Raw genomic sequence first — 26,326 nt, 5'->3', positions numbered from 1 at the left:
TAGCATGAACGTCCCGCGCAACGCCTACACCAACGCACCCGAGCAGCACCCCAACCTAATTCTGGGCACGCTGCAACTGATGTTCTGGGTTTTTTTCCGCCCCACAGCTTTCCGCAATCACATAACCAGGATTGACCCCGATTTGAAGCCTAACTCCTCTCTGATTTTATTGATTAGACAGGGGCGCTGGCGGAACTTCGCTCTGTGGCGGCTGCGGCTCCAAGGATACCTGCTCTCCCCTGTCCTGGCTAACTTGCTTCTCGGATTGGTGCTGTGGGGGTTGGGCGAGCCAGCTGACAAAATTTTTCGTGTCGTGGCGTGGGCCGTGGCGTTCGGCGTGGCGTGGGGCGTGGCGTTCGGCGTGGCGTGGGCCGTGGCGTGGGGCGTGGCGTGGGGCGTGGCGTTCGGCGTGGCGTTCGGCGTGGCGTTCGCCGTGGCGTGGGCCGTGGCGTCGGGCGTGGCGTTCGCCGTGGCGTGGGCCGTGGCGTCGGGCGTGGCGTTGGGCGTGGCGTGGGGCGTGGCGTGGGGCGTGGCGTGGGGCGTGGCGTGGGGCGTGGCGTGGGGCGTGGCGTTGGGCGTGGCGTTGGGCGTGGCGTTGGGCGTGGCGTCGGGCGTGGCGTGGGGCGTGGCGTTCGGCGTGGCGTCGGGCGTGGGAGTAACTGTAAACTTGTGGCTACCAGCGGTACTCTATCCCTTCCTGACCGTATGGAATATCCTCCTGTATCAACTGGACAAAAAACGAACAGGCACTCAACCCAGTCTGTTGCGCTGGCATTCTGCCTTTTGGGATGAGTGGCAGCGCATTCCCCTATATGACTTGGACAAGCATCTCCTTTTAGTGATGGAGCGCAACCCAGCTGAGGGAAAAGCTGCCATCGAATATCTGAGTACCAGCCGGCAGCGCTGGGCGGCACAGGCGGCACAAATTGAACTGGACGCACGGAGTTTAGAAAACTGTGCGGATGTGGAAGCCATCCGTAATGCTCACCGCAGTCTGGTTATTAGCGAACTGCAAAGCCCAGCCGGCGCAGTGATCCGCATCTTCAGTCGCATCAGCGAGGATGCAGACGCTGCTCTCAATCAGGAAAGTGCTTATAACAAGCGTCTAGCGCTCAGCGCTGTTGCAGACCGTTTAGAAGCTCAGTTGCGGTACTTAACCCGCAGCAGCAACAAATACGCGGTTCGGTTTCAGCCCATCGCCCTCCGCTGGCATCAAATTCTTGCCGAGCGTGTGTCCGAACTGGCAAAAGAAGCTGAACTCCGCCAAGAGATTGACAACCCCTACATCACTGGCATCCCCCTGAATGAGCAGCAGGAAATCTTTGTCAAACCCGCTGATATCAGCGGCACTGAGATTGGCAAGCGCATCGAGCAATTACTGCTAGACCGGCGTCGCCCCCCTCTGCTACTCTACGGTCAGCGGCGCATGGGCAAAACCTCCCTTCTCAACAACCTCGGACGCCTCCTCCCCAACAGCATCATCCCCATGTTTGTGGACTTGCAAGGACCGGCATCACAGGCGAGTGACCCGGCAGGTTTTCTCTACAACCTCGCTAGAGGCATGATAAACTCAGCCAAGCGACAGAGCGAATTGAATCTGCCGCCCCTCCCCCGCGAAACCCTAGCAGCAGATCCCTTCACCGGCTTCGACGAATGGTTAGATGAAGTCGAAAATACACTCGAACAAAATACCGCCCTGCTTGCCTTGGATGAATTCGAGGCTTTAGACAGCGCCATCAGGAAAGGACGCTTTGATGAAGAGCGAATTTTGGGAATGCTGCGCCACTTAATCCAGCACCGCCCCCGCTTCAAAGTGCTGCTCGCCGGCTCCCACACGATAGAGGAATTTCAGCGCTGGGCGAGCTACCTGATCAACGTGCAAGTCGTGCATATCAGCTACCTGAGAGAACCGGAAGCGCGTCAGCTGATAGAGCGCCCCATCAAAGATTTTACCCTGCGCTATGAACCCGATGCGGTGCAGCGAATTCTAGATTTAACCCGCCATCACCCCTTTTTGGTGCAACTCCTCTGCAACGAGATTGTCATTCTCAAAAACGAGCAAGATCCCTCAGTGCGCCGGTTTGCCACCTTAGCCGATATAGAAGCTGCAGTGCCGCGTGCTTTAGAAAGTGGCAGTTTCTTTTTCTCCGACATCGAACGCAACCAAATAGATGCCGGTGGGCTAGCCGTATTGCGCTGCATCGCCGCACAGGGGGAACGCGCAACAGCCAGCCGGCAATTTCTCTCCCGCGAGGAACCCGACAGCCTCGACAGCACCCTCAACCTGCTTTTGCGCCGCGAACTCATTGAACATGCCGGTGACGGTTTCCGCTTCCAGGTGGAGTTAATTCGCCGGTGGTTTGCATGAGCGTATCTGAGCGCATTGAGGATGGCGTTGTATATTCAGCTGTTACAGCTAGTTCCCAGGCGATTTTGCTAGTTCTCCGGCGATTGGAAAGAAGCTGTTGGCGAATGCGTGAGGGGTTAGACCACTGGCTAGTTGGCCAGGTTCCTGGCGATTGAAATCGCGGCTATACAGACGAAGCCCGCCTTCGCGGGCTAAGAGTGGATCGAGACTCTCAATATCTGCGCGGTTTTTTTTTCAGAAAAGACAAGGAAAAGGGAAAACAAGGGTTACCAGAAAGCTCCCCTCCCCGTTAACGGGGAGGGGTTGGGGGTGGGGTAAAACCCCCAATCAATTCGCCAACAGTCTCTTTCCAATCACCAGGAACCTAGCTAATTGCCAGGGGACGAAGGAACAAGGAAAACTGCGCAACGAGGAAAACCGCGCAGATTTTGAGAGTCTCAATATACTCTTAGCCCGCGAAGGCGGGCTTCGTTTGTATAGCCGCGATTTCCAATCGCCTGGAACCTAGCTAATTGCCAGGGGACGAAGGAACAAGGAAAACTGCGCAACGAGGAAAACCGCGCAGATTTTGAGAGTCTCAATATACTCTTAGCCCGCGAAGGCGGGCTTCGTTTGTATAGCCGCGATTTCCAATCGCCTGGAACCTAGCTAATTGCCAGGGGAACTAGCAAAAGAAAGTAGGGTGCGTTCCGCCTCATCCATTCTCGCACACATAATGGTGCCGGCTCGCAAAGCCGATCACCGCAACCGGGGGGTGCGTTCCGCCCGATCAATTTCCGCACACAAATAAGGGTACACTCAGGCGGAACGCACCCTACAGATTCTAGGAATGCGAGGGGAAAGGTTTGTAGTTGGGCGTTAGCCCAATGTGGCCCAATATGACCTTATATGGCCGCACCTTTTCCATTATCCTTAGCATAGCACAAATCCAGAAAATTGTGCAATTTTTGCCAAAATTTCTGTCACACAGAACCGGCACATTTAGAGCCGGCGGCCCCGCTCACAGCCCCTGGGGTGCGAATGCCGGGGTGGCGTCTCTACAGGAGGTGACATCTGCCGGTTTCCCCCCCAGCCGGTAAACTGGAAGCAGGTAGGCAAAGGGAATATCTTATGACAGTCGAAAAATTAGTGCGCAACCCAGAGCAATTGCCGGCGGGAGAGCCGAAAAAATTGCCGCCCCTAGAGAATGGAGATCGCCTGACTCGCTATGAATTCGAGCGGCGCTACCAAGCAATGCCGCACATTAAGAAAGCTGAACTGATTGAAGGAGTGGTGCATATGGCGTCGCCGTTACGTTTTGAGCCTCACGCTGAACCGCACGCGCGGGTGATTACTTGGTTGGGTGTCTACACTGCCGGCACACCCGGCGTTCGGTTGGGCGACAATGCCACAGTGCGCCTGGATGTGGACAACGAACCCCAACCCGATGCCCTCCTGCGACTGGAACCCAGTGCCGGCGGACAGTCGCGCATCAGCGATGATGGCTATGTGGAAGGCGCACCGGAATTCATTGCTGAAGTAGCCGCCTCCAGCGCTTCCTATGATGTCGGCGACAAACTCACAGCCTACCGGCGCAATGGAGTGCGAGAATATCTTGTGTGGCGGGTTTACGACAGTCGAGTGGACTGGTACAAACTCACAGAAGGCGAATATATCCCCCTGCAGCCAGATGAAGCCGGTGTTTTGCGCAGCGAGATTTTCCCCGGTTTGTGGCTTCGGGTCCCCGCACTGCTCGCCGGCGATTTGGCGGCGGTGCTGGCGGTGCTGCAGCAGGGATTGGCCACACCGGCACACGCAGCCTTTGTCGAGAGCCTCAGAAGCCCCTAACGGAGTGCAACAGGCGTCTCGCCTGCGCACCCGCCTGCGCACCCGCCTGTGCACCGGACAGGCGGGAGGACAGGCGTCCCGCCTGTCCTGCGTCGGAATGGTCAAAACCCGCCGCCAGTGGTAAATTAACAGAAAAACTAATATAAGGAATAGAAGAGCCGGCACCCGCCGCCTCCCATTCCTGACATAATCATTATTAATCTTTGGAGCTGCAACCCACCGTGAGCCAAACAGAACTCCCCTCCCTGCAATCCCTGGAAAGCGAAAACGCCCAACTGCGGGAAGAGCTGCAGATGAAAGACCAGCTCGTCCAGCAGCTGTCCCAGGAACTGTTCCGCCTCGTCAAGGGCAAAAATAATAACTTTGTCCCGCCCCAGCAGCCGGCTGCGCCTGAACGCAACAGCGCCCAAATGAAGGCCATCCGCGAACAGCTGCAAGGTCTGGAGCAGCAGCTGGCCTTCTACCAAGAGCAAGTTGGCCAGCGCGATGCCGAGCTTTTCCAGCTGCGCCAGTCTGTGCAAGAATTGACTGACCGCAGCCGCATGCTGGAACAAGTCGTGCAAGAATTGCCGATTGTCTATCGCGAGAAGTTTGCTGAGCGCATGGAGCCGGTGAAAGAGAAAGTGGCCATGCTCCAGCGCGAAAATCGCCAGCTTCACGCCGAACTGCAAAGTCTCAACTACCGGCTCGCCGTCCGCACTCGTCGCGGCAATGGCCAGCTGGATCTGCCCAGCTTCTCCCCTTCTAACTCTCCTATCAACTTGCCCTCGTTTGGCAATGCCTGAAATCCTGATCGCAATCGATGCTGAAGCGGAGAACTCTGGCGAACTCATCCCGGCATCGCCGGCGACAGCTCAAATGGTTTCTGCTCTCACGCAGGCTATCTCCGCTTCACCCAAAGCCCCACCGGCACCCGTCCGCGCCCTCTCCGCCAGATCCCTCACGCAACCGGGAATTGCCAGCGCCCTCAGTGCCGGTGAGGCGCTCCTCTGCCCTTTAACGCTTAATTTACCGGATACTGTCCCATTTCCCGCTCAGCGCACCTACCAGACATGCCGCGATGTCCCCGGACTTCGCCGGCACGTCGAGCAAATGGGATACCCGGTGGGTGCCGGCGAGCACTGGCTGCCGGCTGTCCTCACCGCAAAGGGGCCCCTCTACGGGGAAGTGATATGCAATCCGGATTATTACTCAGCCAAAAAATCCGCCTCAAGCGAGACAGAGCGAGGCGATAAAACAAACGCTATATCCGGAAATGGTAAAATTTACAGGCAGCCGGCGCACGTCTCGGACAGTTGGAGGCAGCAGCTGTACGAATTGGCGTACCGATTGCTGCGCTCCCTCGACGCCCCGCCGGCGACCTATTTAGTGCAATTTGGATTTCTTGGGGAGCTGATTTGCTTTGACCGTTTGTGGCCCTATCCAGCCGAGCCGGCGGTGGCCAGCATCGGCGTGCAAGATCCTGATTTATTTAGCTGTCACTGGCACTGCCTGACCGGCAGGCCGATCTTGGATTTGACAGTCGCTCACTCAGCAGAGTGCCTGCTGCATTCCTAGAACGAGGAGAAAACCCTTTTCTAAACATTCAATTTTCACGCCAAAAACTGCACCCTGTAGCACAGCGGGCGCTTTCAGTCAAGAATAAATAAACTTAAGCCGCCTTCCTTAGGGAGGCGGCCTCTCGATCGAGGGAAACTAAAACAGTATCGTAGCTGTCAAAAATTTCAAAGACAGTATCGAGCTGAGAGATTTCAAAGACCAGCCTGACTGCAGCTTTGAGATTGCAGAGAACCAGGCGGCATCCGCGTTTGCGAGCGGTGGAAAGACCGGCCACCAGGGAAAAAAGCCCCGAGCTGTCCAGGAAATCGACCTGGCTCATATCAATGACCCATATCTGGTGGGACTGGGGAGCGATGGCAGCAATCTGTTGCTGGAGGGCGCAGCCGCCTTCTGAATCCAGACGCTGTTTGGGCTGGAGGAGGATCGGTTGACTGACTTGTCGGGCCATCATAATTGTTGTTCACTCAATAGACTGGCAAGTGCGGATTGCTGCTGAATAAAACCAAACAGTAACATTATTCAGATGCTTCTGGTAAGAAATAAGTTTCCCTTTTTCGGTGTGGGGGATCTGTGATTAATGTAACGGAAAAACAGGTGGAAAAGGTGGCATTTTGCCGGAAACGGTGTTCGGCTCTCCCATCGGCCAGAGCCACCCGAGCGCGGACGTGCCGGGCCGGCCCTTTGCCGGTGGGGGAATGGCCGGCCCGGCTGAGGCCACCCCCACCGGCACGCCAATATGTTACAAAATACTAAGACATTATAAAGGCAGTGTTAAATGTCATTAGAATTTGTATCGCTGGATACCATTCAGCAACTTGCCCACCAATACGGCTACTGGGCAGTGTTTCTGGGAATCTTGCTAGAAAACCTGGGAGTGCCGCTACCCGGTGAAACCATCACCATAGCCGGGGGCTTTCTGGCAGGTAGCGGCGAGCTGAGTTACTGGTTCGTCCTGGGCAGCGCCATCTTGGGCGCAACCTTAGGCGGCAACTTTGGCTATTGGATAGGCAGGTATGGCGGCTGGCCCTTGCTGGTGAGTGCGGGGCGAATTTTCCGCGTTCCGGAAGAACAGCTCCTAAAACTCAAAACTCGGTTTAGCGAAAACGCCGGCAAGACGGTATTTGTGGGCAGGTTCATTGCCTTACTGCGGATTTTTGCTAGCCCCATAGCCGGCGTTGCGGAAATGCCGTACCTGAAATTTACAGCCTACAACCTGGCTGGGGCAGCAGCGTGGGCGTCAGTGATGGTCACGCTGTCCTTCTTTGCCGGGCGAATTGTGCCCCTAGAGGAGTTAGTGAGTTTAGCCGCCAGATTTGCTGCAGTTGCCTTAGTTCTGGTAGTCGCCTGGATTGCCGTTCCCCTCTGGCTGGAGTCTCGCAACAAGGGACTCGAAAGTGGGGACTAGGTATGGCCTTTGAAACCCGGTTTCTTAAAAAAACCGGGTTTCTGGGCACCTCACAAAGGATGAGAAAGGCTATATTTGATTTGTGAAAATTACTTCTTTAATAAACCGCCCCCGTGAGAGCGCGCCAAGGAAAGAAAAAAGAGAGGGCTCACACAAATAAAGTCATTGAATGAGGCCAGAAACCGGGTTTCTTCAAGAAACCCGGTTTCTTTGTTTCTAGGTTTCTAGGATGACTTCACCGGCATTCTAGCCCCTAGTTTTTTGCGACCAGACGCGAGTGGGCAGACCCCAGACATAGATAAAGCCCTCAGCGGCTTTGTGGTCAAACTGGTCTTCAGCGCCATAGGTGGCCAAATCGGGGCTGTAGAGGGAATAGTCAGACCGGCGACCGACGATCGTGGCGCTGCCCTTGAACAGCTTAACCCGCACCGTCCCCGACACCCGCTCTTGGGTTTGCTGAATGAAAGCGTCCAGGGCAGCCTTCAAGGGACTGTACCAAAGGCCATTGTACACTAGCTGGCCATAGGTTTCTTCGACACCGCGCTTGTAGTGGGAGACATCTGCGGTGAGGGTGAGGCTCTCCAAGTCCCGGTGAGCCAGGATCAGCGCCAGCAGTGCCGGTGTTTCGTAGATTTCGCGGGATTTGATGCCCACGAGCCGGTTTTCCACCATATCGATGCGCCCGAAGCCGTGCTTGCCAACCACCTGGTTGAGCTGCTCGACAAGCGCCACCGCCGGCAGGACTTGGCCATTGAGGCTGGCCGGCATGCCGCGCTCAAAGCCAATTTCCACGTATTCAGGCTCGTCAGGCGTGTCGGCGATCGCCTGGGTCATGGCATAAATTTCTTCGAGCGGTTCCGTCTCGGGATCTTCCAGCGGGCCTGCCTCAATGCTGCGCCCAAAGAGGTTGCGGTCTATACTGTAGGGAGAGGATTTCTTCACCGGCGCGGGAATGCCAAATTTCTCCCCGTAGGCGATGGTTTCCTCCCGGCTCATCCCCCACTCCCGTGCCGGTGCCAGGACTTTCAGGTTGGGGTTGAGCGCCGCAATCGAAACGTCGAAGCGCACTTGGTCATTGCCCTTGCCGGTGCAGCCGTGCGCCACCGCATCAGCGCCGTATTTCTCAGCCGCTTCTACCAGAAGCTTGGCAATCAGCGGGCGGGCGAGGGAAGTCGAGAGCGGATAGCGATTTTCGTAGAGGGCGTTCGCCTGAATCGCTGGAAATCCGTAGTCTTTGACAAAGCTTTCCTTGGCGTCCACCACCAGGGATTCAACAGCACCCGATTTGAGCGCTTTTTCCTGTATCGGCTTGAGCTCTTCCCCTTGCCCGAGATCCGCAGCCAGGGCAATCACTTCCTCAACCCCCCACTCCTGCTTCAGGTAGGGAATGCAGACTGAGGTATCGACTCCGCCGGAATAAGCCAGAACAACTTTTTTAGCGCGACCCATTGATATGTAGATTTCCTAAAACTACCAAGTAGGTATTATTAACCCATTTTACCCAAGCGACAGCAAAAACTACCGATATTCTTAACGATTTGAAACCGGCGGGCGGCAAAGGAGTGCCCGGAGCGCAGCAGGGGAGCTTCAAAGAGCCGGGGCGCGGGGAAGCTCGCTCGCTCGGCCAGCACTAAGCTGTTGCCGATTTAATTTTTGCTATCCATCTCTATCCCTCGTTATCCCTCGTTCCCAGCCTCAGGCTGGGAACGCCCTTCTGGAGGCTATGCCTCCTTCCCACAATAAGCATATTAAAAGCGTAACAGCTTATTCTTGCTTCTGGCTTCTTTTTTAGGAGGGGGGGGAGAGAGGGAAAATCTCTTAATTGCACACAATTTGCCCGAGGCGCGTCAAGAGATGCCGGTGACAGACTGCGCCACTGGAATTGGTTGAAAAATTAAAGGTTAGGCAGCTAATTTCTCCATAATTCTTTACCCCAAGAAAAGCGCCGAATCAAGCAGTTACTTCGGAACTGCGCACCACCGATGAAAATTATGCGCCCCTACGAGGCCCGCCGATTGCCGGTAATGGCGGGTTTACCTAAAATGTCTCTGCGAAGGAGCACCGTCCGGGTGCGCTACGCTATATAGCAGCAGTCATATTGGTTAGAACAATAGAAGCTTCGGGAGCTCTGGAGCAAGGGAGGCCGGAATGTACGTTTCCTAAATGCTTACTGCGATATAGACGTAGGGCAGGCGTCCCGCCCCCCCTGAAGGTCTAATGTTCTAACCTAAGTGCATACTGCTATAGCAGCAGTCATATTGGTTAGGACATCCGTGACCTAGGGAAAAAGGCGTAGGGCAGGCGTTCCCTCCGACCCTCTTGATATAATGTCCTAACCTAAGTGCATACTATTATATCAGATGTTGGTGAACCCGCCCCTACAAACATTTTCAACAGGACTTAGGCCGCGACACTTCATGTGGTGCGTGGTGGGTTACGCGCTAGCGCTAACCCACCCTACAGATAGAGACGCAAGCGTAAGTCCTGTTCAAGTCAGAGCCTCCAAAGCGGCGTTCCCAGCTTCTGCCCCAGAACGAGGGGATGAAAGGGCAGGCCGCTAATTTCTGTATAATTCTTTAGAACGCCGGCAAGTTTTAGAGAAGTGCCCGGCTTGGCAGGCGGGATGGCAACTGTCCCGACCGGCGAGTGGGAATGGCTGTGAGTCTGGCGCGAGGGGCGATTGTTAAGATTTTGTTGGAAAAACGCGAGTGGGGGAGCGGGGAAAGTGAGGTTTGTTGAAGAACGCGGCGCAGCCAGCCGGAGGAAGGGGGGGAAGTCAGGCTCTGGCGGGGATTTTTTGAGCGTTTCGGTGCCGGTGCCGGTTCAGGGTGCCGCGCTCGCAGTTGCAGCGGATTGAGAGCGCGTTCTATAATTTCACCGATTGACAAGCTTGTTTTCGACCGGCAGTGCGAGATTAACAAAATTTATAAAAAGAGGGGACAAGTGGGGGATTTAGGGAATAAGGGGTTCGCCAGGAATTGCAGGAGCGCCAGGGTTGAAAGCGCTGTTACCGCCCGGCTGCCGGTGGCACAGGTGGGCGAGACTCGGAACCAAAGGTGCGCGCTCGTTACTCAAACCTTCTGACAGCAGTAAACACAGCTATTGAGGGACGATGGGCAAGAAGAAATTTGACAAGAGATGGCTGGTGTACCTGCTATGCCTGGGACTGGCGCTGCTGGCGGCGCTGTGGCAACTTAGCGAAAGCAACCCCAATGGGATCTCAGGGGTTGGGAGTCCGGTGGGAGTCCGCTCTCCCGCCGCGCCGGCGGCTAGAACAGAGGTGCGGGGCGTGTGGCTGACCAATGTGACTAGCGGAGTGCTATTTGCCCCGTGGGGGGTGAACCGAGCGATGCGGCAGCTCTCGCAACTAAACTTTAATACAGTATATCCGGTCGTGTGGAACCGGGGGCAGACCTTTTACCCGAGCCAGGTGGCGAAACAGGTGACGGGGCGAGATCGAGAGCCACTGCTGGGGCTGGTGCGGCTGGGGCAGGATTCCCTGGCGGAGATAATCAAACAGGGATACCGCTACCAGATGGACGTTATCCCGTGGTTTGAGTATGGCTTCATGGCACCGGCGAACTCAGAACTGGTTCGCCGGCACCCGGAGTGGGTGACTTTTCGCCGCAACAGCAGCCAGATTCTCAAGGAGATTGCCGACGAACAGAACGGCATCGACTCTGGCAATTCAACCGCCAAGCCGGTGTGGGAAAACGTCAGGCAGTTTATCCTCAAGCAGATGGAGATCAGCCAAGTCTGGCTCAACCCCCTCCACCCAGAAGTGCAGAAGTTCATGCTCGACTTGCTCGTGGAAGTTGTCAGTAAATATGGAGTCGCTGGCATTCAAATTGACGATCGCTTTGCCATGCCGGTGGAATTCGGTTACGATCCTTTCACGCTCCGGCTTTACCAGCAAGAGCACGCAGGCAAAAACCCTCCTGACAATCCCAGAGACGCCGAGTGGATGCGCTGGCGAGCCGACAAGATTACGGATTTCATGCAAAAGGTCTACCAGGCTGTCAAAACAGTCAGCCCCAACTGCATTATATCCCTGTCTCCCAATTCGCAAGATTATTCATACAAACTCTATCTGCAAGACTGGCCGACTTGGGTGCAGCGCGGTTTGGTAGAGGAATTGGTGGTGCAGGTATATCGAGGTGACATGACAACTTTTGTGGAGGAATTGCAAAAACCGGCTCTGGCGGCGGCTCGCAGCAAGATTCCCGTGGGCGTGGGGATATCAACCGGAACCTGGGGGCGTCCTGTCGCTATGGAGCAAATCGAGAAGCAAGTGCAGGTGGCTCGCGAGCGCGGATTTAATGGCGTCTCTTTTTTTTACTGGGAGAGCTTGTGGGGCTATATCGCACCCGAGTCGCCACCGGAGCGCCGCGCGGCATTCCAGGACATTTTTTCTGAGCCCGCCACACGACCGAAACTTTTGCAAAAGCCAACTCCAGCGGGATAGAATTTATAGAAGCCGAGAAACCGGGTTTCTCAAAGAAACCCGGTTTCTGGCCGCGCAGCTCTCAGATTCGATTGCGTCACTTTTACCCGGAACTTTTTTAACGCCAATGTCAGCAACGTTCTATTACTATGCCCCTGTCAAACTCGCCAGCAAGGAACGGGCTTTCTGGTTGCAGTGGGTGTCTCTCACCCAAGCCGGCTTTTTGGTGAGCCTGCTGTTTGTTGAAATCGGTGTCAGACCTTATGTGGGGGTGGTGCAAGGGTTAGCCGGCGGTGCGGCGATTGGCTTGGCGCAGTGGGCTGTCCTCAGACAGCTCTTCCCCCAAGCGAGCCGGTGGATATTGGCATCTGCCCTCAGCTGGGGCTTGATCGGGGCGAGCAGCGTGGGTGCCCTGGGCTGGATGGCACCCACAAGCGAAAATATCGGATTCCGGTTGATTAATGGGGTTTTCGACGGAGCGCTGGTGGGGGCTCTGACTGGACTGGCGCAGTGGCTAACCATCCAAAAGCAAGTCGCCAGAGATGGGACTTGGATCTTTGCCAGTGCCGCCAGCTGGGCGTTGGGGCTGCCCCTGGGCTGGGCTGTGGGCTGGGCTGTTCGCCTGTCCACGCGCCTGTTCCTCGGCGAGTTAGTGGGTTTGGCGGTGACGTGGTTTGCTGTCTCCGCTCTCACCGGCGTTGCCCTGATTCGCTTGCTGGGGCGTGCCGCCCCCAAAAAGCTGTGAGGTTCGGGCTCGCCGGCACTCCGGGGCGGGCGAGCCGCATGTCCCCACTCTGGGCAGCGCAATCCGCCCTGTGCAACCCGCCCCCACCCGAACAGCACTTCCGCTAAAATAATTTTGAATATCTGAGCGGTGCGGTTAAGAGATAGAGGGAGAGAGGGCAAAGCCAAATATAGATGTTTCAGGCGGAGAAATCTGCGCTGGCCGCACCTGTCCCGACATTCCCTCGCTCTCGCCGGTGGGCCAGCAGGTCGCTAGCGGCAAAATCCGGCAGAATACTGTCACAATATCTGCCGGTGACAGAGGAATGCCCAAGTCTGTGGTATAATGACGCCAATGGATTCCAGAATTCCCCGGTTCCCACTCCCAAAAACCGCTTGAGAGGCTTAGCTGCAAAAACCCATACAGTCTTGTATTCTACAATGTTCGACAGCATTACACCCACCAGGGGCGATTCATCCCCGCCGACTCCCACTCCCCCGATGCCAAGAATAGCGAAAAACCCTTACATGCCGCAAGGCCCCACAGACAGGGCTCATTTATTTAAAAAGGAAAACTCCCAGACTCCAGGCGATAAGCGAAACTTATTGATTGACTCAAAGGGTTGCTATTGCCGGTGTTTGGCATTCCCCAGCACCTGCGCCCTGCGCCCAAGAAAGGGGGTTTTCCACCGCAAGGACAGGAAAGCAGAAATCGCAGAAGTCTGTGAGCTATCAGCTCACCCAACGCAGTCAGGCACAAACAGGGCGTTAGATCGCGTCAGGCTGTATATCCATAATATTTCTGATGTCGGGCATGGGGCATGGGGCATGAGGCATGGGTTTATGAGTGCGGTTAATCTGCACGACCTAATAAGAACACTCGATTTTAGGCGGGATAATTTTGGCAGGGGTGCTGGAAGTAAGGGGGCAGAATTGAGGGGCAATGACAGCGTGTTAAAGGTGTTCAAAGAACAGCGGCACACCTCACGGAGGGGGAAAGGGAAGTCAGTCCATGAAAAGCAGAGAGTTAGAGGGAGTGCTGAGCTTCTGAAACGGCAGGTTAAAAACTGCAACAGAGCGCCGGGGAAAGACAGCTTGAAGAAAACTGAGCGCTACATCATTAAGAGCTGCCTTTATAACTTCACTGTCAAGGGGGGGGTTGGTTGCAATCGGGAGTGGGAACAGGGAATCAAGCCGGTGGAGCGAAATAACCTGAAATTTACCGAAATCCCGGCGCTGCCGGCTATCGCAACAGACCGTCAGTTTATGGCAAACCTCACTCTCCCAATTCCCCCACCCGGTACGGAAAAGCGGCGGAAAGTCTCCGCTGCGCCCAACAGTCAAGTGAGGCGAAGGTGTGCGCACCCCCCGAAGGAGGCGTGTGTGGGGAGTTTAGCTAGAGGGCTCACAATGAGAAGCGCAAAGATTAGATATCTCAAGAGTATTCAAGTAAATGTTCGATTTAGCGGTCAGGTGTCAAGTGCGTCCGCTCAGAAGGTTTGCTGCGGGGGGAAGAAGTGTTTTTCAGTGTTGTGATTCCAACTTACAATCGCAGGGCAATTCTGAAAAAGTGCCTGCGCGCGCTGGAACGCCAGCAGCTGGGGGGTGAGAGCCCCGTCACCGGCTACGAGGTGGTGCTGGTGGATGATGGCTCGACGGATGGTACGATCGAGTGGCTGGAAGAACACTCCGCTGAGTTTCCCCACCTGCGCCGGTTCTGTCAAGACCACAGTGGGCCAGCTGCTGCCCGGAATCTAGGAATACAAAAGGCTGCCGGTGACACTATTATTTTTATAGACAGCGATCTAGTCGTCACGGAGAATTTTCTCGCGGCGCACGCTGAGGCGCTGCTGCGGGGATTTCAGGAGTCGGGAGGGGATCGGGTGTTTACATACGGTCGGGTTATCAACACCGCCAACTTCGATAACCCCACGGCGGAGCGCTACAAGATAACCGATTTTTCTGCGGCGTATTTCGCTACAGGGAATGTCGCTATCCCCCGTAAATGGTTGGAAAAAGCCGGCCTGTTTGACACGAGGTTTCAACTCTACGGCTGGGAGGACCTGGAACTGGGGGTGCGGCTAAAGCAGCTGGGGCTGAAACTCATTAAATGCCCAGCCGCTGCCGGCTATCACTGGCATCCCCCCTTTTCCTTGGAGCAGCTGCCGGCGCTGATTGATAAAGAAATTCAGCGCGGTCGCATGGGGGTGCTGTTCTACCAAAAGCATCCCACCTGGGAGGTGCGAATGATGATTCAAATGACTTGGCTGCACCGGCTGCTTTGGGGGGCGCTCTCCCTGGGGGGAAGACTGAACGAGCGGACAGTGGCTCCTCTATTACAGTGGCTGATTGACAGGGGGAAATCTCAGTTAGCTCTGGAGATTGCGCGAATTTTCCTGAACTGGTATAATGTGAGAGGAGTCTACTCAGCTTATGCTGAACTGCAGGGGGAAAGATTGATATGCTGAGAGGGATGAGCCGGAGCTAAGAGCATGAGTCAAGCTACCTATTCCAAAAGTCAGAGGCAAGATTCCCCTCCGGGAATCGCCGGCATTTCAGTACGCGGGTACAAGTCTCTGTACGAAGAGTGCAGTGTGGAAATCCGTCCGCTGACAATTCTTGCCGGTGCCAACAGTTCCGGCAAATCCAGCATCATGCAGCCGCTGCTGTTACTCAAGCAAACGCTGGAAGCAACTTACGATCCTGGCCCGCTGCTGCTGTCCGGGCCCAATGTGAGGTTTACTTCAGCGGGACAGTTATTTTCTCAGCTGTCTGAGAAGAACAGCAGTGATAGCTTTAGTGTTAAGATTGAAATCAGCAATTGTCAGTTTCTCAGCACGCTTTTTAAGAAGCACCCCGAAACAGGAATTGAAATGGCTGAAATGACCTATAGGAATGAAGACGAACGAATTCCAATTTCGTATAATATGGCGGAAGAGGATATTAGGCAGGCTGCAGAAAAGTTGGCGGGAGCTTTCCATCCTTTAAAAGAAGCTTTATTTAAAAGGAAAGAAGTTGAAGTGAGTTTTTCAGAAAGCCAAAAAATTTTATTGAATTGGTGTGTGAGGAGGAACAGATGTTTTTTGGAAGTCGTATTAAGTGCGGGGGGAGAGAAGTTAGCGCAGCAGTCATTTTTCCGGCTGATTAAAAGCCCAGCTGAGTTATTTGAAAATTATATAAGAAAGGTAATCCACGTTCCCGGACTGCGAGGGAATCCAGAACGAACTTACAAAATCACAGCGGTTGGCAGCGACTTTCAGGGAACGTTTGAAAATTACGTTGCTAGTGTGGTCAATCAATGGCAAAAAATTAAAGATAAACGTCTGCAAGACTTGGGCCGTTTTCTGGAAACTCTGGGACTGACTTGTAAAGTGGGAGCCCGACAGGTTGATGACACGCAAGTTGAACTGCAGGTCGGTCGTTTGCCTCGTCGAGGTCGAGTTATAGATATGGTGAGTGTGGCTGACGTTGGGTTCGGAGTGTCTCAGGTTTTGCCGGTGCTTGTTGCCCTTCTGGTAGCGGAACCAGGCCAATTAGTTTACATAGAACAGCCAGAAATTCACCTGCATCCTCGGGCTCAAGCTGCTCTGGCAGAGGTATTAGCCGAGGCGGCTTCTCGGGGTGTGCGAGTCGTTGTGGAAACCCACAGCGAAGTGCTGCTGCTGGCGGTTCAATCTCTAGTCGCAGAGGGGAAGCTGTTGCCAGACGCAGTAAAACTTCACTGGTTCACACGGCGAGAGGACGGTGTTACAGAAGTCAGCAGCGCGGATCTGGATGAGGCGGGAGCGTTTGGAGACTGGCCAGAAGACTTTGGGGATGTGTCTTTGAAACTAGAAAGCCGCTATTTGGACGCAGCGGAGGCTCGCCTGTTAAAAGGCTGATATGGCCAAAAAAGTTTCCCAACTTCTAGTGATTGATGCTTCTGTTGCGAATGCTGCCGGGGGGGAGGAAGCAACCCACCCAACAGCGAAACACTGCCGCGATTTTCTCCTAGCTGTCCTGGATATATGTCACAGAGTGGTTATGACACCAGATATCAGAGATGAGTGGACTAAGCACGAATCAAACTTTGCTCGTACATGGCGACGCCAGATGGTCGCAAAGAAAAAGCTGGAATATCGAGCTGATATTCAAACCAATGAAGAGTTATGGAAGCAAATTGAAGGCACTGCCGGGCTCGACAGCGAGAGGGAAGCGATGTTTAAGGATTTCCACCTGATTGAGGCGGCACTGGCAACAGATAAGACGGTAATCTCTCTGGATGAGAGAGTGAGGAGACTTTTTGGCCAAGCTGCTGGACTGGTGCCGGAAATCCGAGATATTGTGTGGGTCAACCCAGATAGACCAGAGGAGGAACCGATAGAATGGCTGAGAGCCGGTGGGATTGCGGAGAGCGAGCGCCGCCTGGGTTGCTGAAGGGCTTGCCCCGGCGAGGGAAAATTTTCTGCTTGCAGGGGGCGCACTTGTGCTACTCTAGTAAAGTTGTCTAAACTCACACATCCAGGGGTTCGGGTGTTTCCGCAGGGAAATACGCCTGGATGGAAGGGGAACCCGAATCAGGAGAAGGAAAGATATGCCAGTTGTTTCATTGGCTCAGCTGTTGGAGTCAGGGGTACACTTCGGTCACCAGACCCGCCGGTGGAATCCCAAGATGTCCCGGTACATCTTCACAGAACGCAACGGCGTTCACATCATCGACTTGGTGCAGACCGCCCAGCTGATGGAGGAGGCGTATGAGTACATGCGGACGGCCTCGGAGGGGGGCAAGAAGTTTCTGTTTGTCGGCACCAAGCGCCAAGCCGCTGGCATTGTCGCGCAAGAAGCGTTGCGGTGCGGTGCGTACTACGTCAACCAGCGCTGGTTGGGCGGAATGCTGACAAACTGGGCCACGATCAAAAGCCGGGTGGATCGGTTGAAAGAACTGGAGCGTATGGAGGAAACCGGCGCTCTGGAGCTGCGGCCCAAAAAAGAAGGCTCAATGCTGCGCCGCGAGATGAGCAAACTGCAAAAATATTTAGGCGGCATTAAAAGCATGCGGAAAGTGCCCGATATAGTGGTCATCGTAGACCAGCGGCGGGAGTACAACGCGGTGCAAGAGTGCCAGAAGCTAGATATTCCAATCGTGTCGCTGCTGGACACTAATTGCGACCCCAATTTGGTGGATATCCCGATTCCGGCGAATGACGATGCCATCCGCTCGATTAAGCTAATATTGGGGAAACTGGCTGATGCCATTTATGAAGGGCGTCACGGTCAGCTCGATGCAGTAGCTGAAGAAGACTACGAAGATTACGAAGCCGCAGAAGAGGAGTTCGACTACGAGGAGATGGATGACAGCGACTCGTATGGCGACGATGAGGAATCTGAGGATTAGAAAGTAGCTAGAAAGGATGGAGGATGAAGGCATGGTGGGGGAACTAATTATACCGTTCGCACAGAAGACTTCACACTTCATCCTTTCCGAGGATTGAGGCACCTGTAAACTGATTGAAGGAAGGAATAAGACCAGATGGCGGAAATATCTGCAAAAGCTGTCAAAGAACTGCGCGACCAAACCGGCGCGGGGATGATGGACTGCAAAAAGGCACTCGCGGAAAACGACGGTGACATGACCAAAGCTATGGAATGGCTGCGGCAAAAGGGGATCACCTCGGCGGAGAAAAAAGCGGGGCGCGTGACAGCAGAAGGGTTGGTGGATAGCTACATTCACACCGGCGGGCGAATTGGCGTGCTGGTGGAAGTGAACTGCCAGACCGATTTTGTTGCCCGCAATAAAGAGTTCCAAGCTCTGGTGCGGAATATCGCCATGCAAGTTGCAGCTTGCCCGAATGTGGAGTACGTGAAGGTTGCAGACATCCCAGCTGAAATGATCGAAAAGGAAAAGGAGATTGAAATGGGGCGGGATGACCTGGCTAGCAAGCCGGTGAACATCCGGGAAAAGATCGTGCAAGGGCGGATTGAGAAGCGGTTGAAAGAGCTGTCTCTGATGGACCAGCCCTTCATTCGCGATCAAAATATCACGGTTGAGGAGTTGGTGAAGCAAGCCATCGCCCAGCTGGGTGAAAACATCCAGGTGCGCCGTTTCGTGCGGTTTGTGCTGGGCGAAGGGATTGAAAAACAAGAGAGCAACTTTGCCGAAGAAGTGGCCGCACAGATGGGAAGCAAATAAGTAGAAAGAGTAGAAAGGCAAAATTAAAAATTAAAAATGGCAGGGCATACTGTTCATTTTTAATTTTTAATTTTTAACGGGAGAAAGTGGGGCATCGCCGTGAATAAAATTGAGCAGGAAATCGCCGAGCTGGAGCGGGAGACATTAGCGCTAGCAGAAGAATTGCACAGCACCTACTCCAGTTATTTGACCGCCTTGGGGCAAGCGATGCGGCAGCAGCTAATCTTGGCTAGCTATCATATTTGCACTCAGGGGTATCCGGAGCAGTTTCTCAAGCTGTCTTACAGCCAGCGGCAACAGCTGCAGCAAGACTTGCGGTTGCTGGCAACTTCCGCTCAGCAACAGCTGCAGGAAATGCTGCACTCACCGGGCGGCAAAGATGCGGAGCAGAAAGCCCCAGAGCTGCCGCCCGAGAGTCCGGAGTCAGAGCCCCCACTGGGGCTTTCCCTGCGGGAAGACGCCTGTGGCAGCCGGCTGAACAGCCCAGAGCAACTGGCGCAGTGGCAGGAACACCTGGATTTGTCGCTGGCAAAAATCCTGCAAGGAGCGTCTCGCCGAGCGAATCGCTTATTGCAACAACCTGGCATTTTACCGAAAAAATTGCCAGAACAAGTGCTAGAAGCGGCGGCAAAAGCAGAAGCTGCCGCAGAGACTGTGCCCGGACCGCCCAACTTATTAAACTTACTGATCGAAACCGAGGGGCCTGAGGATTCCTCTGCCTCGAGTGTAACTCAACTGCTCGCCATACATCTGCGCTTGTCTGAGATTGAATTTTCCGACTCGCAGCTAGGAGCGTGGCGCTCGCAGATTCGCAAGCTTTCAGTCCGGGTTAGCAAGCTTGTGCGGGAGTATCAGAAAAAGCAGCGGGAGCGGGCAGTCGCTGAAGCTGAGTCTGCGTGGCGATCTAGCTGGGCGGACGGATAGTTAACAAGTAAAGATTAAAAATTAAAAATGTTATAAGCGTTGCATTTTTAATTTTTAATGGAGCATTTTAAAGTTGTGTAGGAGAAAGGCTGTGGAAACAGAATTACCAGATTGGGTCCGATTGCAAAAAGCGCTGTCTATTGAAGCCGAACGCGGCTTTAATGATTTAGTAGGCAAAGAAAAGCGCTTTAGTGAGTTTCTTGGGGAGAGCTTTAGCCGACCGCCCTCCGGGCTGTCGCCGTATTACCGGCGCAGGTGGCAGCAAATGGGGGCGCAATTTGGCAATTATCCCGAGCTGAATCTCGATGAGCGACAGAGCCTGATCGCAAACGCTCGCATGTTCATCCTCCAGATGCAGCGGGTTTGCGAGCGCTCTGAGGCAAAGAAGGAGCCGCCGATCGCGAAAGCGGAGGAGAGCGGCAGCAACCCCCCATCCCCAACCTCCAATGGGAAACAGCCCCGAACTGCCCCCCTGAGTCCGGTAGGCTGCACTCCGACGGTCACTCTCGACCAACCCCTGATTCGCCTGGACGGTGTGGGGCCAAGAAATGCGGAGCGACTGGCCAAATTGGGGCTGTTGAGTGTGCGCGACCTGCTTTTCTACTACCCCCGCGACCATGTTGACTACGCCCGCCAGGTTAGTATTCAGGAGTTGGAGCCCGGAGAGACAGTGACGGTTGTGGGTACGGTGAAGCGATGCAACTGCTTTACTAGCCCGCGCAATAAGAAATTAAGCATTCTAGAGGTGGTCTTGACAGACCGCACGGGTCAGCTTAAAATAAGCCGCTTTTTTGCCGGTCGCTTTAGCTCCCGGGCTTGGCAAGAGCAGCAAAAACGCCTGTACCCGATCGGCGCTACGGTGGCTGCGTCTGGCTTGGTGAAACAAAATAAATACGGCACAACCCTGGACGACCCACAATTGGAAGTCCTTGATGACGCCGACGGCGCTATGGAATCGATGGCCGTGGGGCGGTTGCTGCCGGTTTACTCCCTGACGGAAGGGGTGGGGGCGGAGGTGGTGAGAAAGGCGGTTTCCGCAGCGCTGCCCTCCGCCAGCCAGATCAAAGACTCCCTGCCGGCGGAAGTGCGCGATCGCTACGGGCTGATGAACTTGCACGAGGCGATCGCCAATATCCACTTCCCACCCGATCGCGAGCTGCTGCAAGAGGCGAGACGCCGGCTGGTCTTTAACGAGTTTTTCTACCTCCAGCTCGGACTGCTCAGCCGCCGCTACAGCCAGCGCTCTGCCCAGAATAGCACCAAGCTTCGCTCTAAAGGCAAGCTGATTGACAGGTTCTACAAGCTGCTGCCGTTTAAGCTCACGAATGCCCAGCAGCGGGTGGTTAACGAAATCCTCAGTGACTTGCAAAAGCCGGAACCGATGAACCGGCTCGTGCAGGGGGATGTGGGTGCCGGCAAGACGGTGGTGGCGGTGGTGGCGATGCTGGCGGCGATTCAATCTGGCTACCAGGCGGCGCTGATGGCTCCCACTGAGGTGCTCGCCGAGCAGCACTACAAAAAGTTGGTGTCTTGGTTAAATTTGCTACACCTGCCGGTGGAGCTGCTCACCGGCTCGACCAAAGCCTCGAAGCGCCGGCAAATCCACGCCGGACTGCAAACGGGAGAGCTGCCCGTGCTCGTCGGCACTCACGCCCTGATTCAAGAAACCGTTAGCTTCCACAAACTGGGATTAATCGTCATCGACGAGCAGCACCGGTTTGGCGTCGAGCAGCGGGCGAAATTGCAGCAAAAAGGCGTTGACGGGGTGCCTCACGTCCTGACCATGACCGCCACTCCCATCCCGCGAACCCTGGCGCTGACGCTGCACGGCGATTTGGATGTCAGTCAAATTGACGAGTTGCCCCCTGGAAGGAAACCGATTCAAACAGCGGTGCTTTCCGGTCAAGAGCGCACCCACGCCTACGATCTTATCCGCCGGGAAGTGGTGAGCGGTCGCCAAGTTTATGTGGTGCTTCCCCTGGTGGAAGAATCGGAAAAGCTGGATTTGAAATCTGCCATTGAGGAGTACCAGCGCCTGCAGGAGGTGGTTTTCCCGGAATTCCAGGTGGGGCTGCTCCACGGACGCCTGTCTTCCGCTGATAAAGAGGCGGCTATTGGCAAATTCCGCGCTGGCAAGACTCAAATTCTCGTGGCAACTACCGTGGTGGAAGTGGGTGTGGATGTGCCCAACGCTACAGTCATGCTCATTGAAAATGCGGAGAGATTCGGGCTGTCCCAGCTGCACCAGCTGCGGGGGCGCGTCGGTCGCGGCGCTGACAAGTCCTACTGCTTGCTGCTGGCCAGTCCCAGGGCGTCAGCTGACGCCCGCCACCGGCTCAATGTGATGGCGCAGTCCCAAGATGGCTTTTTTATTGCCGAGATGGACATGCGCCTGCGCGGGCCCGGTGAGGTGCTCGGCACTCGCCAGTCGGGCTTGCCTGATTTTATGCTGGCCAGTTTAGTGGACGATCAGGAGGTTTTGATCCTGGCTAGGGATGCCGCTGAGAAGGTGATGGAGGGGGACGCAACCCTGAACAGCTGGCCGCAGATGAAGGCAGAACTGGAGCGGCACTACCAAAAGTTAATGGGTGGGGCGCTTTGGACTTGACGGCGGCTGACCGCGTTTTTCGTGGGGGTTTTGCCGCTTGGCGCAGGCTGTGCCTGCGCCATAGCCAGTTCGGTTGAGCGCTCCTGATGTCCGTCCGGCAGCACGCCCCGACCGGCTACATAATGAGCAATCAACCAAATTTTATTTATTTTTTATCATTTCTTATCTGTGCCAAAAACCGGGTTTCTTGGGACGGGAGCCTGTAAATCGGGCACTCTCGCCCAAAGAAACCCGGTTTTTTCTTCTCCCAGAAACCGAGTACCTTAGAATACGAGCAAGGAAATTCCGGTCTTATAGCAGTATTTATTTAGACCGGGACAGTAGGACAGGCGGGACGCCTGTCCTACGCCTCTTATCCCTAGGCCACTGATCTCCGTTCCCAATATGACTGCTGCTATAGCTGTCGGCGCAGCCTTTGCACCTGCCCCCGCCCCGGTTTCTCACCGCTTCAGAAGAATACAACACCGGCGCTTGTGCCGGCACTGTCACAACTGCTCCTCTTGGAAGAAATTTAATAAAATCTTTTTGATTACTTCCAATAAAACCCTAGAGCCACCTGCTGCAATCCGTGCCATCGGGCGGGGGGGGAAATGCACCGGCTGGGTGAGGGAGGGGGCGTCCCGCCAGACTCTCTTATAAAATCTTATAAAATTTCCGGTAGATTGCTTGGTAGTAACGCCGGAGCGGTGCGGATGGGCAGCGCGCTGCCAGCCAATGCCCGCTGACCGGCTCAGAAATATAGCAGCAGTCATATTGGTTAAGACACGCTATGGCCCAATTGCCGGCTGCTCTATCAGAGGTTAGGGGCGGGTTTATCGGTGTTGTAGCTGTGTGGCACAGATTGTGGGTGAACCCGCCCCTACATCATGTTAAACCCCTTGTTCTAACCTAAGTGCATAGTGCTATATCCCTCTTTTGTCAAACAAGGGTGAAAGCCGGATCTGTCGTTCCCTGAAATAGCGCAAATTCGTCAAATTGCCCCAACGTGACAGAAGAGGGATATGACGATCAGTTCAGAAAAAATGAGATCAGCGCCCGATTGCCGGTGGGGCGACAAACGGTGAGGATTCCCACCGGCGCTTTTCGGTCTGGCATTCAACCTGAGACACTTTCACGCTACAGGACCGCTCGGGACAATCCCAGAAACCGGTCTTTCCAGGCAGAGAAACCCGCATAATTCAGCTAGTGTTTAATCGCTGACCGGCGCGCGCTAGTTAACGCTCTCACTGGCACACCGCGCTTTGGGCAATCGCCACCGGCAATCGCGCCACCCCTGAGCGGTCAAGTATTCTGGAAGATAAGGCTTGCGCCCAACGAATTCGGGGCAGCGCCGGCATCAGTGTGTTCCTGCAAGCGCCTGTGAGGGAGGCGCAATTTCAACCCCTTAAACTCCCCGAGGAATTCCCACAACTGACTTGATTTGTCGGGCGGGAAACACCCACAGTTGCGGGGATAGAAAGGCCAGATTGCTGTGCCGGTGGAATCGGCAAAACACGCGAGCGTCAGGAGCGTGAGTCATCCCGAATTTTCGGTAACCTGTTGCAGGAGCAAGCATTAAAACTGGCTTTAGGCAGGGGGTGAGGGGGTGAGAAAGACCGCACGCCAAGAGGCTTCGAGGGAGCGCTGGCGCTCTCAGTGTTTGACTCACTCAACACCTAAAGAGCCGGTTCTGAGATCGCAATTCTAAAATGCGGGTCCCGGCCAAAAGGGAGAAAATTTACACGAACTAGCAGTCGCGTGCCTTGCGAGCGTCCCGCAACAGGCGTCCCGCCTGTGCCGGCGATGTAAAAATCGAAAGATCCCGAACGCGCAAGCATCAAATAGGCGGCAGTTTCTGCAAGGGCTTGACAGGGGACGCCGCCAGGGGGAATCCGGTGCGTTCCCATCATTTAGCAACCCGATACCCAGCGCCTATTTCCACTCACACGCGCCTGTGAGAGAATTTGTTAGAATGTAAAATACCAAAGAGTCTGCACCGAGGATAACTTATGGGCCGGCGTAAATTAACGGTAACCTACACAGTCAAAGACCATCCCGGTCTAACCATTACGGTTCCGGGGAAAGAAGATAGCGAAAAAACGCGGGCGCTAGCCCTAGATGAGGTGATGCGCATGATGAGCGAAGAGACTTCTGAAATCGACAGCAATAGTTTTCCTGACGGACTGGGAGCCAAGGATCTGATCTTCGTAGAGGCACCGAAACCCCCGTCAAATCAGCCTCCAGAGGGGAGCGAGGACCTGTCACCTATAGAGAGGGCGGCTAGGACCGTAGCTGAATTTGCCTTAAAGAGAGCGGATTTGCAAGATCAGCAGAAAAAGGCTAGCGAATATATGGCGCTGATAGAAGCAGTCTTTTCGATGACACCTTTAAGCGCTGAACAAATCCAGCTGGCGCAAGATAAGGCTTTTGCTAAAACCTTAAGCAGCTTGGCATCGGCCAAAGTAGAGTTCGACAAGTTGCTGCCAGAGGCAGAAGAGGCTTGGAAATTGCTCAAACCGGCCTTTGCCGATCCCGAACCGGAGAAAAACACTGCAGCCACCTCGGGAAAAGGGGGCAAAGCGCCGGCTGGCTGACTCCAGTCCAAATATAAACCAGAGAGATGCCTTTCGGAAGGCTTTTCCCGGCAATATCCAACAGAGGTCCCCACCCAAACGGGCTTTTTCCCCGTTTGGGGGCTGGCAGCGCGCCCAAAGCCGCAGTTGCGGGAACTGGGGATCTCAGAAAGTGCTGCCCGTTTGCCACGCCGGCGGAATGGAAACCGGAAATCTGCGCCCGGTGGCGAGCGAATTCCCCTGTGCGAGGAATGCGGCAAAGGGCGCACGCAGCGGTTGGGGCGATCAATATTATATGCGCCTGTGACTTCTGATAAGATAAAGACTTTCTTTATGCCGGTGCCAGCGTCACCGACTGCTATTATGAGTGCTGCAGGCCCGAGAGTGCCGGCTTGACTGAGGAGCCTAAATCCGCACTTTAGCAAAAAGGATATCCTCAAAGCCGGCCCTCGATCCGTTTGAAAGGCCCGGTCTGCTGCCGGCTGACAAAATCGCCTCCTGTGTGGGGCGGCAGCGGTTGCCAGATTCGGGCGCTTCACCAGAGCAATTTCCTTTGGCGCTTGACGGGGGGAGAGCCGAGAAAAAATACTCATCTAATAGCGCCGGCTGACCGGCAAAACCCACCCCCTCACCCCCGCTCTGCCGATCCCCAGAGGGGCTCCCAGCGCCCCTCTCCCACTGGCAGTCAGGGGGAGTGAGAAAAAGACTGGATTTTTCTCCCCTCTACCATTTTGGGGATGGGGATGGGGGTGAGGGTCTTTTTTAAGGTGAATTCACCGGAGACGACAGAACAGCGTGGCCACGCAGGCGATTAAAAAACCAGTTTTGCCAGCGGTGCCGCCGGGCTGTGCGAGGCAGTATGGCGGGTGAAGTTCGGCTCAAAAGTGGCATTTCTGTGCGGCTAAACACCTAGCCGGTACGCTTGCCGCCAGTGGGGTTGCGCGCTGCCAGGTGAGGGAGTTGCTTGCTTTGAATTGTCTGGAGAGCACCATAACTGGCAGGGGGCGTCAGCACCGGCTGACAATCCGCTGCCGGCGCGCTGCAAGCTGTGCGGATTGCTGCAGTTGTGGCGCTTGCCTTTTGGCTCCCTCAACCGGTGCTGTTTGGGGGCTGTTGAAGGGGAAAAAAACCTGCCTTCCGGGGGAGGCGGCGGCTGTGGCGGGAGTGCCGAAATTGGAGAAGTCCTGACACAGCAGCGTCTTGAGGGCTGGCGAGTAAGCGTCTGAGCGTGCCAGCAATCGAAGAAAATTTCTCCTCCCCCATTCCCCCGTCTCCCCAGAATTGCTCGTTTATATAGTGTCCGGTCAATTGACCGCAATTAATTCCTCTCCCCCTCGAGAGCCGCTGCCCCTCAATGCCCTTCCCCGCCGCCGCCCGATGCCCTCAATCCCGCTTGCCGGACAATCAACTGGACGTTATATTGCGGAAGGGGGAGCCTTTTTTGGACACTCTAGTCTCGCCGGCACTCTGCGCAGCAGTTGGCTCGCCCCGACGGAATTCCAAAAAGCCCGGCGTCCGGCAAGACCCCATCTGCACTCCCCACGCACCAGCCCGCACCCGATTGTGCAAACCCGCCCTTGATGCCACCTGTAAAGCCGGGGCGCTCTCCACCCCCTAAAAAGGGCGACCGCTTCCAGACAACTTCAACAGTTTAGGGGCTTCCCATGAGAGCGCCTCTGTTGAAAACTGCCAGAACTTCCTCACAATTCCTTCCGGCAACCCCGGACAAGCGCAACTCCTGGTTGC

General features: G+C 55.1%; 24 protein-coding genes. 17 read left to right on the top strand and 7 right to left on the bottom strand.

From position 1 onward, the window contains the following. Positions 1 to 4 precede the first annotated feature (4 nt). From OSC10802_RS0118790 to OSC10802_RS0118770, 4 genes are all read left to right on the top strand, one after another. Complete coding sequence (locus tag OSC10802_RS0118790; protein ID WP_017718319.1) at positions 5 to 2,368, top strand: AAA family ATPase; 2,364 nt, start codon at positions 5 to 7, stop codon at positions 2,366 to 2,368. A gap of 1,110 nt (positions 2,369 to 3,478) precedes the next feature. Next, on the top strand, positions 3,479 to 4,195 hold the full coding sequence (locus OSC10802_RS0118780) for a Uma2 family endonuclease (RefSeq protein ID WP_017718317.1): 717 nt from the start codon (positions 3,479 to 3,481) through the stop codon (positions 4,193 to 4,195). A 221-nt stretch (positions 4,196 to 4,416) separates the two neighbouring features. Further along, on the top strand, positions 4,417 to 4,980 hold the full coding sequence (locus OSC10802_RS0118775) for an Npun_F5560 family protein (RefSeq protein WP_026098609.1): 564 nt from the start codon (positions 4,417 to 4,419) through the stop codon (positions 4,978 to 4,980). Continuing rightward, a complete protein-coding gene (locus tag OSC10802_RS0118770; RefSeq protein WP_017718315.1) occupies positions 4,973 to 5,752 on the top strand; it encodes a hypothetical protein in 780 nt (259 codons plus the stop codon). The genes OSC10802_RS0118775 and OSC10802_RS0118770 overlap by 8 nt, the downstream gene beginning before the upstream one ends. A 94-nt stretch (positions 5,753 to 5,846) precedes the next feature. On the opposite strand, the gene OSC10802_RS0118765 is transcribed toward OSC10802_RS0118770, so the two are convergent. Beyond that, positions 5,847 to 6,206 (bottom strand): STAS domain-containing protein, encoded by a 360-nt coding sequence (locus OSC10802_RS0118765; RefSeq protein ID WP_026098608.1) that lies wholly within the window; start codon positions 6,204 to 6,206, stop codon positions 5,847 to 5,849. 324 nt (positions 6,207 to 6,530) lie between these two features. Here OSC10802_RS0118765 and OSC10802_RS0118760 point away from each other — a divergent pair, with 324 nt between their 5' ends. Further along, positions 6,531 to 7,160, top strand: a complete 630-nt coding sequence (locus tag OSC10802_RS0118760; RefSeq protein WP_017718313.1) for a DedA family protein — start codon at positions 6,531 to 6,533, stop codon at positions 7,158 to 7,160. Positions 7,161 to 7,406: 246 nt separating this feature from the next. On the opposite strand, the gene OSC10802_RS0118755 is transcribed toward OSC10802_RS0118760, so the two are convergent. Both OSC10802_RS0118755 and OSC10802_RS50310 read right to left on the bottom strand, forming a co-directional pair. Next, the gene (locus OSC10802_RS0118755) at positions 7,407 to 8,609 is read right to left on the bottom strand and encodes an argininosuccinate synthase (protein ID WP_017718312.1); all 1,203 of its coding nucleotides are present in this window, start codon (positions 8,607 to 8,609) and stop codon (positions 7,407 to 7,409) included. A 1,145-nt stretch (positions 8,610 to 9,754) separates the two neighbouring features. Next, positions 9,755 to 10,048 (bottom strand): hypothetical protein, encoded by a 294-nt coding sequence (locus OSC10802_RS50310; protein WP_155968050.1) that lies wholly within the window; start codon positions 10,046 to 10,048, stop codon positions 9,755 to 9,757. Positions 10,049 to 10,272: 224 nt separating this feature from the next. Here OSC10802_RS50310 and OSC10802_RS0118740 point away from each other — a divergent pair, with 224 nt between their 5' ends. Continuing rightward, complete coding sequence (locus tag OSC10802_RS0118740; protein ID WP_017718309.1) at positions 10,273 to 11,625, top strand: glycoside hydrolase family 10-like protein; 1,353 nt, start codon at positions 10,273 to 10,275, stop codon at positions 11,623 to 11,625. Between the two features lie 106 nt (positions 11,626 to 11,731). Continuing rightward, positions 11,732 to 12,349 (top strand): hypothetical protein, encoded by a 618-nt coding sequence (locus OSC10802_RS0118735; protein WP_017718308.1) that lies wholly within the window; start codon positions 11,732 to 11,734, stop codon positions 12,347 to 12,349. A 178-nt stretch (positions 12,350 to 12,527) separates the two neighbouring features. Here the strand turns inward: OSC10802_RS0118735 and OSC10802_RS0118730 are convergent, their stop codons facing one another. After that, positions 12,528 to 12,782 (bottom strand): hypothetical protein, encoded by a 255-nt coding sequence (locus OSC10802_RS0118730; protein WP_017718307.1) that lies wholly within the window; start codon positions 12,780 to 12,782, stop codon positions 12,528 to 12,530. Positions 12,783 to 12,933: 151 nt separating this feature from the next. Between OSC10802_RS0118730 and OSC10802_RS0118725 the strand changes: the two genes are divergently transcribed. The 8 genes from OSC10802_RS0118725 to recG all read left to right on the top strand — a co-directional run bounded on the left by OSC10802_RS0118725 (position 12,934) and on the right by recG (position 22,028). Next, on the top strand, positions 12,934 to 13,863 hold the full coding sequence (locus OSC10802_RS0118725) for a hypothetical protein (RefSeq protein ID WP_155968048.1): 930 nt from the start codon (positions 12,934 to 12,936) through the stop codon (positions 13,861 to 13,863). Continuing rightward, the gene (locus OSC10802_RS0118720) at positions 13,845 to 14,795 is read left to right on the top strand and encodes a glycosyltransferase family 2 protein (RefSeq protein ID WP_026098607.1); all 951 of its coding nucleotides are present in this window, start codon (positions 13,845 to 13,847) and stop codon (positions 14,793 to 14,795) included. The genes OSC10802_RS0118725 and OSC10802_RS0118720 overlap by 19 nt, the downstream gene beginning before the upstream one ends. Positions 14,796 to 14,819: 24 nt before the next feature. Then, the gene (locus OSC10802_RS0118715) at positions 14,820 to 16,208 is read left to right on the top strand and encodes an AAA family ATPase (protein WP_017718304.1); all 1,389 of its coding nucleotides are present in this window, start codon (positions 14,820 to 14,822) and stop codon (positions 16,206 to 16,208) included. 1 nt (position 16,209) lies between these two features. After that, positions 16,210 to 16,743 (top strand): hypothetical protein, encoded by a 534-nt coding sequence (locus tag OSC10802_RS0118710; protein ID WP_017718303.1) that lies wholly within the window; start codon positions 16,210 to 16,212, stop codon positions 16,741 to 16,743. A gap of 157 nt (positions 16,744 to 16,900) precedes the next feature. Next, positions 16,901 to 17,701, top strand: a complete 801-nt coding sequence (gene rpsB / locus OSC10802_RS0118705) for a 30S ribosomal protein S2 (protein ID WP_017718302.1) — start codon at positions 16,901 to 16,903, stop codon at positions 17,699 to 17,701. A 135-nt stretch (positions 17,702 to 17,836) separates the two neighbouring features. After that, complete coding sequence (tsf, locus tag OSC10802_RS0118700) at positions 17,837 to 18,496, top strand: translation elongation factor Ts (protein WP_017718301.1); 660 nt, start codon at positions 17,837 to 17,839, stop codon at positions 18,494 to 18,496. 99 nt (positions 18,497 to 18,595) lie between these two features. After that, positions 18,596 to 19,420, top strand: coding sequence for a hypothetical protein (locus OSC10802_RS0118695; RefSeq protein ID WP_017718300.1), 825 nt, complete (start codon positions 18,596 to 18,598; stop codon positions 19,418 to 19,420). Between the two features lie 91 nt (positions 19,421 to 19,511). Further along, a complete protein-coding gene (recG, locus tag OSC10802_RS0118690) occupies positions 19,512 to 22,028 on the top strand; it encodes an ATP-dependent DNA helicase RecG (protein ID WP_017718299.1) in 2,517 nt (838 codons plus the stop codon). Positions 22,029 to 22,513: 485 nt separating this feature from the next. Here the strand turns inward: recG and OSC10802_RS0118685 are convergent, their stop codons facing one another. Beyond that, positions 22,514 to 22,780, bottom strand: a complete 267-nt coding sequence (locus OSC10802_RS0118685; protein ID WP_017718298.1) for a hypothetical protein — start codon at positions 22,778 to 22,780, stop codon at positions 22,514 to 22,516. 233 nt (positions 22,781 to 23,013) lie between these two features. Here OSC10802_RS0118685 and OSC10802_RS0118680 point away from each other — a divergent pair, with 233 nt between their 5' ends. Further along, positions 23,014 to 23,205 (top strand): hypothetical protein, encoded by a 192-nt coding sequence (locus tag OSC10802_RS0118680; protein WP_017718297.1) that lies wholly within the window; start codon positions 23,014 to 23,016, stop codon positions 23,203 to 23,205. Positions 23,206 to 23,412: 207 nt separating this feature from the next. On the opposite strand, the gene OSC10802_RS55725 is transcribed toward OSC10802_RS0118680, so the two are convergent. Further along, positions 23,413 to 23,547: a hypothetical protein gene (locus OSC10802_RS55725; protein WP_255349153.1), complete on the bottom strand. Its 135-nt coding sequence runs from the start codon at positions 23,545 to 23,547 to the stop codon at positions 23,413 to 23,415. A 469-nt stretch (positions 23,548 to 24,016) separates the two neighbouring features. Between OSC10802_RS55725 and OSC10802_RS40805 the strand changes: the two genes are divergently transcribed. Then, positions 24,017 to 24,601, top strand: a complete 585-nt coding sequence (locus OSC10802_RS40805; protein ID WP_017718296.1) for a hypothetical protein — start codon at positions 24,017 to 24,019, stop codon at positions 24,599 to 24,601. A 986-nt stretch (positions 24,602 to 25,587) separates the two neighbouring features. On the opposite strand, the gene OSC10802_RS50305 is transcribed toward OSC10802_RS40805, so the two are convergent. Continuing rightward, positions 25,588 to 25,818 carry a hypothetical protein gene (locus OSC10802_RS50305; protein WP_017718294.1) on the bottom strand — a complete coding sequence of 77 codons (231 nt, stop codon included), beginning with the start codon at positions 25,816 to 25,818 and terminating at the stop codon, positions 25,588 to 25,590. Positions 25,819 to 26,326 lie beyond the last annotated feature (508 nt).

Source organism: Kamptonema formosum PCC 10802 (assembly GCF_000332335.1).
Taxonomy (GTDB): Bacteria; Cyanobacteriota; Cyanobacteriia; order Cyanobacteriales; family Oscillatoriaceae; genus Oscillatoria.
The sequence above is the reverse complement of the archived record's forward strand: the minus strand, read 5'-3'. Positions and strand labels throughout refer to the sequence as shown.

What these genes read in the sequence shown, in the direction of transcription:
- OSC10802_RS0118790 (WP_017718319.1), top strand. Translation starts at nt 5, where the DNA reads ATGAACGTCCCGCGCAACGCCTACACCAACGCACCCGAGCAGCACCCC.
- OSC10802_RS0118780 (WP_017718317.1), top strand. Translation starts at nt 3,479, where the DNA reads ATGACAGTCGAAAAATTAGTGCGCAACCCAGAGCAATTGCCGGCGGGA.
- OSC10802_RS0118770 (WP_017718315.1), top strand. Translation starts at nt 4,973, where the DNA reads ATGCCTGAAATCCTGATCGCAATCGATGCTGAAGCGGAGAACTCTGGC.
- OSC10802_RS0118765 (WP_026098608.1), bottom strand. Translation starts at nt 6,206, where the DNA reads ATGATGGCCCGACAAGTCAGTCAACCGATCCTCCTCCAGCCCAAACAG.
- OSC10802_RS0118760 (WP_017718313.1), top strand. Translation starts at nt 6,531, where the DNA reads ATGTCATTAGAATTTGTATCGCTGGATACCATTCAGCAACTTGCCCAC.
- OSC10802_RS0118755 (WP_017718312.1), bottom strand. Translation starts at nt 8,609, where the DNA reads ATGGGTCGCGCTAAAAAAGTTGTTCTGGCTTATTCCGGCGGAGTCGAT.
- OSC10802_RS0118740 (WP_017718309.1), top strand. Translation starts at nt 10,273, where the DNA reads ATGGGCAAGAAGAAATTTGACAAGAGATGGCTGGTGTACCTGCTATGC.
- OSC10802_RS0118735 (WP_017718308.1), top strand. Translation starts at nt 11,732, where the DNA reads ATGTCAGCAACGTTCTATTACTATGCCCCTGTCAAACTCGCCAGCAAG.
- OSC10802_RS0118730 (WP_017718307.1), bottom strand. Translation starts at nt 12,782, where the DNA reads ATGCTGTCGAACATTGTAGAATACAAGACTGTATGGGTTTTTGCAGCT.
- OSC10802_RS0118715 (WP_017718304.1), top strand. Translation starts at nt 14,820, where the DNA reads ATGAGTCAAGCTACCTATTCCAAAAGTCAGAGGCAAGATTCCCCTCCG.
- OSC10802_RS0118710 (WP_017718303.1), top strand. Translation starts at nt 16,210, where the DNA reads ATGGCCAAAAAAGTTTCCCAACTTCTAGTGATTGATGCTTCTGTTGCG.
- rpsB (WP_017718302.1), top strand. Translation starts at nt 16,901, where the DNA reads ATGCCAGTTGTTTCATTGGCTCAGCTGTTGGAGTCAGGGGTACACTTC.
- tsf (WP_017718301.1), top strand. Translation starts at nt 17,837, where the DNA reads ATGGCGGAAATATCTGCAAAAGCTGTCAAAGAACTGCGCGACCAAACC.
- OSC10802_RS0118685 (WP_017718298.1), bottom strand. Translation starts at nt 22,780, where the DNA reads ATGACTGCTGCTATATTTCTGAGCCGGTCAGCGGGCATTGGCTGGCAG.
- OSC10802_RS55725 (WP_255349153.1), bottom strand. Translation starts at nt 23,547, where the DNA reads ATGACTCACGCTCCTGACGCTCGCGTGTTTTGCCGATTCCACCGGCAC.
- OSC10802_RS40805 (WP_017718296.1), top strand. Translation starts at nt 24,017, where the DNA reads ATGGGCCGGCGTAAATTAACGGTAACCTACACAGTCAAAGACCATCCC.